This window comes from Acetobacter sp. AAB5, assembly GCF_050106715.1.
Lineage (GTDB): Bacteria > Pseudomonadota > Alphaproteobacteria > Acetobacterales > Acetobacteraceae > Acetobacter > Acetobacter oryzifermentans.
Map to the genome: position 1 here is coordinate 1 of NZ_JBNIEW010000022.1, position 9,523 is coordinate 9,523.

The following is a 9,523-nucleotide window of genomic DNA, read 5'->3' on the forward strand; positions in this document are numbered from 1 at the left end:
TGGAGCGGATGATTACATCGTCAAACCCTATGACCTGAATGAGCTTGTGGCACGGATTGCGGCAGTCGCCCGCCGGTACGTCGCACCACGCAGGCAGACCTGCTACCAGATAGGCGAGATTGTTATTGACCGGGAAAATCGTTCCGTAATGCGTAATGAGATGGAACTTGAGTTAACAGCACGGGAATGGGCGATTATGGAACTGCTGTCTCGCAGGCCCGGACGCATTTATTCTCGCCATCAGATTGATACAGCCTTGTATGCGCTGGATCAGGATGTTGGCAGCAATACAGTTGAGGTTTTTATTAGCCGCCTGCGTAAAAAGGTTGGCAATACGGTTATCAAAACTGTTCGTGGCCGGGGCTATTGCCTGGCCGATAGAGCAGACGCATGAAAAACTGGAGCCTTGCGACCCGGATTGTCAGTGGTGTTCTGTGTGTGGTCACGCTGAGCCTTCTTGCCCTCAGTATCGCCGTTGCTGGTTTTACGCGTTACGAAATCACAGAACGTCTGGACAATTCCTTGCAGGAAGTATCCGAACGTTTGCAGACTATCATCACCATACAGCCGCATAGAGCCCAGTCAGACAACGTGGCATGGGTGCCTGATGTGGGGCCACGAACACTCGCGTATCAGGTTGTTGACCAATCTGGCCATGTTGTTCTGCGTTCTCAAAATGCACCGGTTGAACCTTTTGTGTCTGATATTCATACAGGTTTTGCCAATACCCCTTTGTTCAGGGTTTATATTGCGGCACCTACGGCCACGGCTTATCGCGTGCTTGTTGGTGAGCCCACGTTGCATCGGCGAGGGGCCACATGGCGTGCTACGGCCATAGCGGTCTTGCCGATACTGATTTTTCTGCCCGTAATTTGGGTGCTGGTGCGCCTGATCGTGCGTCGTGCCTTGCGACCTTTGAACCGTTTGCATGATGAAATGCAATCTCGTGGCAGTGGCAATTTAAGCCCTATTTCATCACTTGATTTGCCGGTTGAACTGGTTTCCATCCAGCATGCCGTAAACACGCTTCTATCCCGCCTGAAAACAGCACTTTCTACTGAACGCGCTTTTGCAGCAAGTGCAGCGCATGAATTGCGTAACCCACTTGGGGCCCTTCTTGCGCAGGTGCAGATGCTGGGGCGTATGCTGCCTGAAGGATCTTCGGCTAATAAGCGGGTGGAAATTATAGCAGATCGTACCCAGAGATTGGCCCGAACGGTTGAAAAACTTCTACAGTTTTCACGTGCATCTTCTGGCGTTGCTTTTCGGCGAGATCGTTTTGATCTGCTGGCCGTATTATATGTGCTGGTTGATGATCTGGGGCATCTACCACGTGATGGCCGGAGTATTGATTTAAAAGCCAAGGGTATTGGACATATTTTTGTTTATGGAGATATGGACGCAACCGGTATTCTGTTGCGCAATCTGCTTGAAAATGCCCTCTTGCATGGCACTTCCGATATGCCAGTAAAGGTTGAGGTAAAACCTGAGGGCTGTATTGACGTTATTAATGATTGTCCTGCCTTGGCCCCGGATACATTGGCCCAACTGACAAGCCCATTTGTGCGTGGCGGCAGTTCCAGCAATGGCAGCGGCCTTGGTTTAGCAATCGCCAGTAATATTGCCAGGCAGATGGATGCGCGCTTGCAATTACAATCACCTCTTACTGGTTCTGCGCGGGGATTAAGTGTTTCCCTATGTTTCCCTAACCCAGAAATCATATTGCTGTCTGAAGAAACCTGACAGTAACGCGTTCAGGTTTGCGTCATGTTGGTGGTGTATTGTGTTCTTGATGAAATATGGAAAATAATATCTTGAACAGCCAGAAAGAAACTCATGCAACATCCCGTTTGGGATGGCTTCGGGCTGCTGTGTTGGGCGCGAATGATGGTATTCTGTCAACATCCAGCCTTATTATGGGTGTTGCCAGCGCACATGCTAGTCGGGAAAATATTTTGCTGGCTGGAATATCAAGCCTGGTGGCCGGAGCCATGTCTATGGCTGCAGGAGAGTATGTTTCTGTCAGTTCGCAGGCAGATTCAGAAAAAGCTGATCTTGCTCGTGAAAAGCAGGAGCTCGGTAGCAGTTGGGATACCGAAGTTGGCGAACTGGCTGATATATATCGCCAGCGTGGGCTGGATGATGCTCTGGCCTGCACGGTTGCACAGCAGCTCATGCAACATGACGCATTGGGGGCACATGCCCGTGATGAATTGGGTATTTCCGATGCAACATCTGCACGACCAATACAAGCGGCCTGTGCATCGGCTGGGGCATTTTCGTCTGGTGCAATACTCCCGGTGTTGGCTGCATTACTCTCATCTTCATCTATTGTATCATGGGCTGTGTCTGCAGTCTCACTCATAAGCTTGGCGTTACTTGGAGTTGTGGGAGCCCGTGCAGGTGGTGCTGCACCTTTGCGGCCTACCTTGCGTGTCATATTTTGGGGTATTGTCGCTATGGTGGGAACAACTTTTGTTGGGAAAATATTTGGTGGTTCGTAAATAAATTATCATTTGCCCGTTCAGAGATGACATGATGATAAATATATCTTGTAAAGTGGACATAAATATCTCAGTTCCTTGGATTTTATTTTAGATGATAGTGAGCGCGATTGAACCGCGAACGTCTAAAGTCATCGGTATGACTGACGTTCTTTCCCGTCCATTCCTGCCGCCTAAGAGATGGCAGGAGTTCGAAAGTCTCACCTTCGATCTCTTCAGCCGCATCAAGAAGTGATTATGCCACGTTGCTTCAAAAGCAGGCTTCATAAAGAGATGGAGCATGCTGTTAAAATGTTTTGACATCGTATCGTTGTATGTGCGAATGAAAGGAAGCACATTTCTCATTACTTCGTTTGCCAATGGCGGTGAATGATAGGGAAATGACGGCATCGGTCACGACGATACCCGGACGGCCAACGACGGTCTCCGTGCCTGAAAAAGGCGTTTCCGTTCATGTTAATGACGGAGACTGGATGCGATGACGTGGACAAAGGATTTCTTAAAGCAGGTAATCCGCGCACTTTGCTTGCGGCCTTTCTTTACTTCGATGTCTCCTTCATAGTGTGGGTTCTTCTGGGACCGCTGGGTATTTCGATCGCACATGATCTGCATCTGAATGCTGGCCAAAAAGGACTGCTGGTGGCCACGCCTGTTTTGGCTGGTGCCTTATTACGTGTGGTTGCTGGTGCGCTGGTTGATCATTTTGGGCCGCGCCGTGTGGCAATTGGTGCACAGATATTTGTTATCGCGGGGCTGTTTGTTACATGGCTTGTAGCTCCACACAGCTACGCAGCGCTGTTTGGTGTAGCGCTGGTGCTAGGCGTGGCAGGTGCATCATTTGCTGTTGCTCTTCCCCTTGCTTCTGCCTGGTATCCACCACAATATCAGGGAACTGCGCTAGGGATTGCCGGAGCTGGTAATTCTGGCACTGCGCTTGCTTCCTTGTTTGCTCCCGGCCTGGCTGCACTTTACGGCTGGGTTAATGTTCTGGGGTTGGCAACTCTGCCATTGATGGCTGTGTTGATTGTCTTTTGCTTTTTAGCCAGTGAACCACCAGAACGTCGGGTTGGTGGCGGATTGACAACGTGGCTGCCTGTTTTGCGCAATGCCGATTGTTGGGCGCTTATGTTCTTCTACGGTGTTACGTTCGGTGGCTTTGTCGGGCTGGCTTCATTTCTGACAATTTATTTTAACGATCAATATGGTCTGTCTCCCGCTATTGCGGGTACTTGCACAGCTTTGGTTGTGTTTGTTGGTTCATTCGTGCGCCCCTTGGGAGGGGCCATGGCAGACCGTATTGGCGGTGAACGCGCGCTGAGCATTTTATATACGCTTGCTGCGGGCATTTTTGCCGTGATCGGGGTCGGGCTTCCTACAATCTGGCTTGCTTTTCCGGCCTTTTTTCTTGGCATGCTTGTGCTGGGTTTGGGAAACGGCGCCGTGTTCCAGCTTGTGCCTACGCGTTTTCCAACGCGTGTAGGCATTCTTACCGGTCTGGTGGGTATGAGCGGTGGTGTTGGTGGGTTCTATCTTGCGTCATCCCTTGGCGCAGCCCGGCAGATGACGGGCTCTTATGGCCCAGGGTTTTTGTGCTTTGCTGTTATTGCGCTGGCTGCACTTGCATGTGTCAGTTTTTGCCGTCGGCGCTGGATGGCCAAAAGCAACGGAATTCCGACGGGAGCAAATGCTCCTGGTGCCCTGTAATCCTTCCCTTCCTACCAGAGCCGGAATACTGCTGTGACCCGTATTTTCTTTTCGTCCCATTCGGCCTCTTTTTCTACCGCATCGGTGGCTATGCTGGCAGGATTGTGCCTGCACCAGACAGCTTGGGCAGATAATGCTCAGCCTGCAAACAAGCAGACAACGAATGCGCAGGTTCTTGCCAAAAGCACCATCATGCCTGCGCTCAAACAGAAAGCGCCTTATTCCAATTCAACACCACATAGTCCAGATTGGGGAGTATTTAATACAGGTAAAGGTGTAGCCTCCGGTTTTGGCATCATAGGGGGGCCTGGGCAGCCCCGTTGGGCGGAAGACTGGAGTGACTTGGCAACCATGTCCCCAGCAAAAAGGCGTGCAGACTGGTTTAACCGTCTGAAATACATTCCGCTGACAGATAATGGTGATATCTGGCTATCGATCAACGGAGAAGAACGCTTACGCTATATTTTTGAAAACCAGCCCATGATGGGCACTGCCGGCAAAACCAATGCAAACCGTGTTCTACTCCGTAACCAGTATGGTGCAGATCTGCATATTGGTGAACATATTCGTGCATATGCCGAATTTCTTTGGGGCGTGGCTGGTGGTTCCAATTATTACGGCTATCAAACTGGTGTTCAGCGCGAACGGTTGGATCTTCAACAAGGCATTTTGGAAGTTAAAGGCAACCTGCTGGGCGCAAAAATGGGAGCAATAGGGGGCAGGCAAGTTTTTCTTGATGCTCCTTTGTCCATGCAGTCGTCACGAGATCTGACGAATGCCCAGCAAACATGGGATGGATTTCGTGGATATGCGGTTTGGAAATCATTCCGCATGGATCTGTTTGATTTCATGCAAACAAACAAGTTGCCTCGTAACGTTTTTGCGAATGGTACAAATTATAATGCCCGCATGTATGGCATTTATACATCCACAGCACTGCCCAACTTTACCGTTATGGGGCAAAAAAGCCAGATTTTTGCAGATGTTTTTTTCATAGGGTATCTATTTAACGGTACACCTGCGGCTATTTCCACAACAACGGGCACACAAAGTGGTTCAACCCGGCGCGATAATGTTGGTTCACGTATCTGGGGCAATGTTGGGCCATTTAATGTGAGCCTGACAGGGGTGTTTCAGGGGGGAGAGTTTCGCCCGGCAGCCAGTCAGGGGGCAACACGTGCAGTTCGTGCCTGTGCGGTTAATGGTGTATTTGGTTGGACAGCAAAAAATCTGAAATCTGCACCGTCTTTTTCATTGCAGGCAGACATGTTTTCTGGCGGGTCCTATCATAGCAAGGATGGTGCTGTTGGAACATTTGCGACCCCATATTTTCCTTTCCCTTATTATAATGATGTCACGCTTGCCCTGACATCTCAGAACCTGATTGGTGTCGGGCCGGTCATTACGGCCACGCCTGTTCCTCATCTGCTTCTCAAATTGCATGTGCCGGTCTTCTGGCGGGAAAGTACGCAGGATGCTGTTTATGGAACTGGCAAAATATACTCATGGCGCAACAATCTTTCTGGTGGGTTTATTGGGGCCACACCACAAACACAGATTGCATGGAACTTTGCGCCACATTGGACCTGGACACATGATATCGCCGGATTTGTGGCCTCGAATGGCATGAGACAAGCCGGGGCAAAAGATGGCGCTTTTTATATGCAAACCATGGAATTCAAATTCTGATGCCAAGCCTTACAATAGGAGAGACGGTCATGATCACTACAGAAAACATTGTCATTATCGGTAACGGCATGGTGGGGCATTACTGTGCTGAACAGCTTGTTACGCATGGTTTGCATAAAACACACGCTATCCATATTTTTGGTGATGAACTTCACGATGCCTATGATCGTGTGCATCTCACTGATTATATGAGTGGGCAAGATGCATTGGCATTGCGCCTGCATAAAGACGACTTTCATACACATCATGGCCTGACACTCCATCGTGGTGTGAGGGTGGAACATATTGATCGTGATGCCAAAACGGTTGAAAGCATCGAGGGCGTTCTACCTTATGGCACGCTTATTCTTGCCACCGGCTCTACGCCATTTGTGCCGCCCATACCCGGTAACACCGGTACAGCCGGGCTGGTTTATCGGACACTTGATGATCTTGACATGATCCGGGCAGCAGCCAATGGCGCTACACATGGTGTGGTTATTGGCGGCGGCCTGCTTGGGCTGGAAGCCGCAAATGCATTGGCTGGGCTAGGTTTGTCCACCGCTGTGGTGGAGTTTGCACCACGCCTTATGCCGGTGCAACTTGATGAAGATGGCGGACAGGCATTGAAACAGCGGATTGAAGCCCTTGGGATCAATGTCCTCACCGCACATGCCACGCAGGAAATTGTTGCAGGAGAAAACTACAGGCATAGGCTTGTTTTTGCCGATGGAACGTTTCTGGAAACGGATCTGGTCGTTTTTTCTGCCGGCATTCGTCCTCAGGACCGTTTGGCACGTGAATGTGGGCTGGCTATCGGGTCACGTGGCGGGGTTGTAATTGATGATACATGCCGTACTTCTGACGCAGCCATTTTTGCTATTGGGGAATGTGCCTGCTGGAATGGGCAGGTTTTTGGGCTGGTTGCCCCAGGTTATACAATGGCCCGTACGGTGGCATCCATACTGGCAGGGGAGCAGGTGGCCTTTGCCGGAGCGGATATGTCCACAAAGCTCAAGCTTCTGGGGGTTGATGTTGGCTCTATTGGAGATGCACACGGTCGTACACCGGGGTGCCGCAGTTACAGATTTATTGGAGAAATAGACGGTTCCTATCGCCGCCTTGTGTTGTCTGAAGATGGGCATCATGTGCTTGGTGCCGTGCTTGTGGGAGACAATGCCTATTATGATACCATTCTCCAATGTGTACAGAATGATATTAAACCCCCGGCAGATCCAGCGGCACTCATCCTGCCGCGGGGGGAAGGAGCTGATCTGCTAGGAGCAGATGCGCTGCCTGATACAGCCATGATCTGTTCGTGCCATAATGTGACGAAAGGAGCGATCTGCGCATCCATTGAGAACGGCTGTACGGACTTGGCAGGGCTGAAACAATCCACCAAAGCCAGTACGGGCTGCGGCGGATGTTCAGCTTTGCTTAAAAATGTATTTGAAACGGAGCTGGAAGCACGCGGCATTACCGTTGATCATAGCCTATGCGAACATTTTTCCTATACACGCCAAGATCTTTACGCGCTTGTCCGTGTGCATGGGATTCAGACGTTTGAGGATCTTATGGCGCAATATGGCAATGGCGGTTTGGGTTGCGATATCTGCAAACCTGCGGTTGGTTCAATCCTTGCTTCGGCCTGGAATAAACCTATTACAGACCCTCTCTATATTCCGCTGCAGGACACGAATGATACATTCATGGCCAATATGCAAAAAAACGGAACATATTCGGTGGTACCCCGTATTGCAGGTGGAGAAATAACACCGGAAAAGCTGATTGTTCTGGGGCAGGTGGCCAAAAAATACGGCCTTTATACCAAGATTACCGGTGGCCAGCGTATAGATCTGTTTGGTGCGCAACTGGACAAACTCCCCGATATCTGGAGCGAATTGATGGATGCCGGGTTTGAGACCGGGCAAGCCTATGGCAAATCCACCCGAACGGTGAAGTCCTGCGTGGGCAGCACGTGGTGCCGTTATGGTGTGCAGGATAGCGTGGGTAAGGCGCTGGACCTGGAAAATCGCTACAAAGGCTTGCGTGCGCCGCATAAACTGAAATTTGCCGTTTCTGGATGCACCCGTGAATGTGCTGAAGCTCAAAGCAAGGATGTCGGTGTTATTGCCACAGAAAATGGCTGGAACCTTTATGTTTGCGGTAATGGCGGTATGCGCCCCCGCCATGCGGAACTTTTCGCAACAGATCTGGATTCTGAAACACTTGTGAAATATATTGATCGTTTCCTGATGTTTTATATCCGTACGGCAGATAAGCTCCAGCGTACCTCTGTATGGCGGGAAAACCTGGAAGGCGGGCTGGATTATCTTCGTGAAGTTATTATCGCTGACAGTTTGGGTATTTGTACGGAACTAGAGAAACAGATGCAGATGGTAGTTGATAACTACCACTGTGAATGGCGCGATGCGCTGACAGATCGCGAAAAACTCAAGAGGTTCCGTACCTTCGTTAATGATCGGCGGCCGGATCCGAATATTCGTACCGTTGCCGAGCGTGATCAGGTTCGTCCGGCAGACAATTTGCCAGAAACCACATCATCAGCAGGCCCAACGGAATGGACAGAATTGTGCCAAAGTCATGATCTGGTCGTAAAATCTGGTGTTGTGGCATGGTATGATGGAAATCAGATAGCTCTGTTTTACTTGCCAGAAACAGAAGTTACACCTGCGCAGGTGTATGCAATTGACAACCATGATCCATTTTCGAACGCCAATGTTATTGGCCGCGGCATTATGGGGGATCTGAAAGGGCAACTGGTTGTGGCATCTCCCCTTTATAAGCAGCACTTCCGTTTGGAGGATGGGCAGTGCCTGGAAGACCCGGCTATCCGTTTACGGACATGGGATGCCCGTTTGGAAAATGGGAAAGTGATGATCCGGGCAAAAATAAACGAATATACGCCGGAAACTCTCTTGGCCTGACCTAATTATGGCGCGGGAAGAAGTCCGTACGGTTTGCCCTTATTGTGGGGTAGGATGCGGGATTATACTGGAAGTGGAGAATGACCGTATTGCAAAGGTGCGGGGAGATACAGCACATCCTGCAAATGGCGGCCGTCTTTGCACCAAAGGAAGTTCCTGTGACAAACCTCTTCTTTCCGATCAGCGCCTGCATCAGGCGCTGATCCGCCCTCAACGTGGAGAAAAAGCAGTTCCTGTAGCAATGCAACAGGCTATTAAGGACACTGCGGCAAGATTGCGGACAATCCTGAATACACACGGGCCTGATGCAATTGCTTTTTACGTGTCCGGGCAGATGTCGCTAGAGGCACAGTATCTTATTAACAAACTGGCCAAGGGATTTGTTCGTAGCCAGCATATTGAATCTAATTCCCGCCTCTGCATGGCCGCAGCCGGAACAGGATACAAACTTTCCCTTGGGGCGGATGCCCCCCCTGGCAGTTATGAAGATTTCGATTGCACAGATCTGTTTTTTGTTATCGGTGCCAATATGGCCGATTGCCATCCTATCCTGTTTTTGCGTTTGATGGATCGCAAGCGGGCCGGGGCTAGGGCCTGTTAGATCTTGAATTTCTTCCCATATTGTAGGGATGGAAGAAGGAGACAGAACAGGCACCTTTACGGACGAGACATGGGCGATCTGGGAACCTCTGATTGAGG

At 50.3% G+C, this 9,523-nt stretch carries 7 protein-coding genes; all 7 read left to right on the forward strand.

What is annotated here, in order from left to right:
• Nucleotides 1-394: response regulator transcription factor (locus ACP7IZ_RS13005; protein WP_426849618.1), on the forward strand; the 394-nt coding region annotated here is incomplete at its 5' end.
• A complete protein-coding gene (locus ACP7IZ_RS13010; protein ID WP_006115456.1) occupies nucleotides 391-1,743 on the forward strand; it encodes a sensor histidine kinase in 1,353 nt (450 codons plus the stop codon). The genes ACP7IZ_RS13005 and ACP7IZ_RS13010, both read left to right, overlap by 4 nt.
• Before the next feature lie 56 nt (nucleotides 1,744-1,799).
• Nucleotides 1,800-2,504 (forward strand): VIT1/CCC1 transporter family protein, encoded by a 705-nt coding sequence (locus ACP7IZ_RS13015; RefSeq protein ID WP_006115457.1) that lies wholly within the window; start codon nucleotides 1,800-1,802, stop codon nucleotides 2,502-2,504.
• A 483-nt stretch (nucleotides 2,505-2,987) separates the two neighbouring features.
• Nucleotides 2,988-4,208 carry a nitrate/nitrite transporter gene (locus tag ACP7IZ_RS13020; RefSeq protein ID WP_039891527.1) on the forward strand — a complete coding sequence of 407 codons (1,221 nt, stop codon included), beginning with the start codon at nucleotides 2,988-2,990 and terminating at the stop codon, nucleotides 4,206-4,208.
• Nucleotides 4,209-4,241: 33 nt separating this feature from the next.
• Nucleotides 4,242-5,897: an alginate export family protein gene (locus ACP7IZ_RS13025; RefSeq protein ID WP_201762638.1), complete on the forward strand. Its 1,656-nt coding sequence runs from the start codon at nucleotides 4,242-4,244 to the stop codon at nucleotides 5,895-5,897.
• 29 nt (nucleotides 5,898-5,926) lie between these two features.
• Nucleotides 5,927-8,824, forward strand: coding sequence for a nitrite reductase large subunit NirB (gene nirB / locus ACP7IZ_RS13030; RefSeq protein WP_063355023.1), 2,898 nt, complete (start codon nucleotides 5,927-5,929; stop codon nucleotides 8,822-8,824).
• A gap of 7 nt (nucleotides 8,825-8,831) precedes the next feature.
• Nucleotides 8,832-9,425: a molybdopterin-dependent oxidoreductase gene (locus ACP7IZ_RS13035; RefSeq protein WP_006115461.1), complete on the forward strand. Its 594-nt coding sequence runs from the start codon at nucleotides 8,832-8,834 to the stop codon at nucleotides 9,423-9,425.
• Nucleotides 9,426-9,523 lie beyond the last annotated feature (98 nt).

What these genes read in the sequence shown, in the direction of transcription:
- ACP7IZ_RS13010 (WP_006115456.1), top strand. Translation starts at nt 391, where the DNA reads ATGAAAAACTGGAGCCTTGCGACCCGGATTGTCAGTGGTGTTCTGTGT.
- ACP7IZ_RS13015 (WP_006115457.1), top strand. Translation starts at nt 1,800, where the DNA reads ATGGAAAATAATATCTTGAACAGCCAGAAAGAAACTCATGCAACATCC.
- nirB (WP_063355023.1), top strand. Translation starts at nt 5,927, where the DNA reads ATGATCACTACAGAAAACATTGTCATTATCGGTAACGGCATGGTGGGG.
- ACP7IZ_RS13035 (WP_006115461.1), top strand. Translation starts at nt 8,832, where the DNA reads ATGGCGCGGGAAGAAGTCCGTACGGTTTGCCCTTATTGTGGGGTAGGA.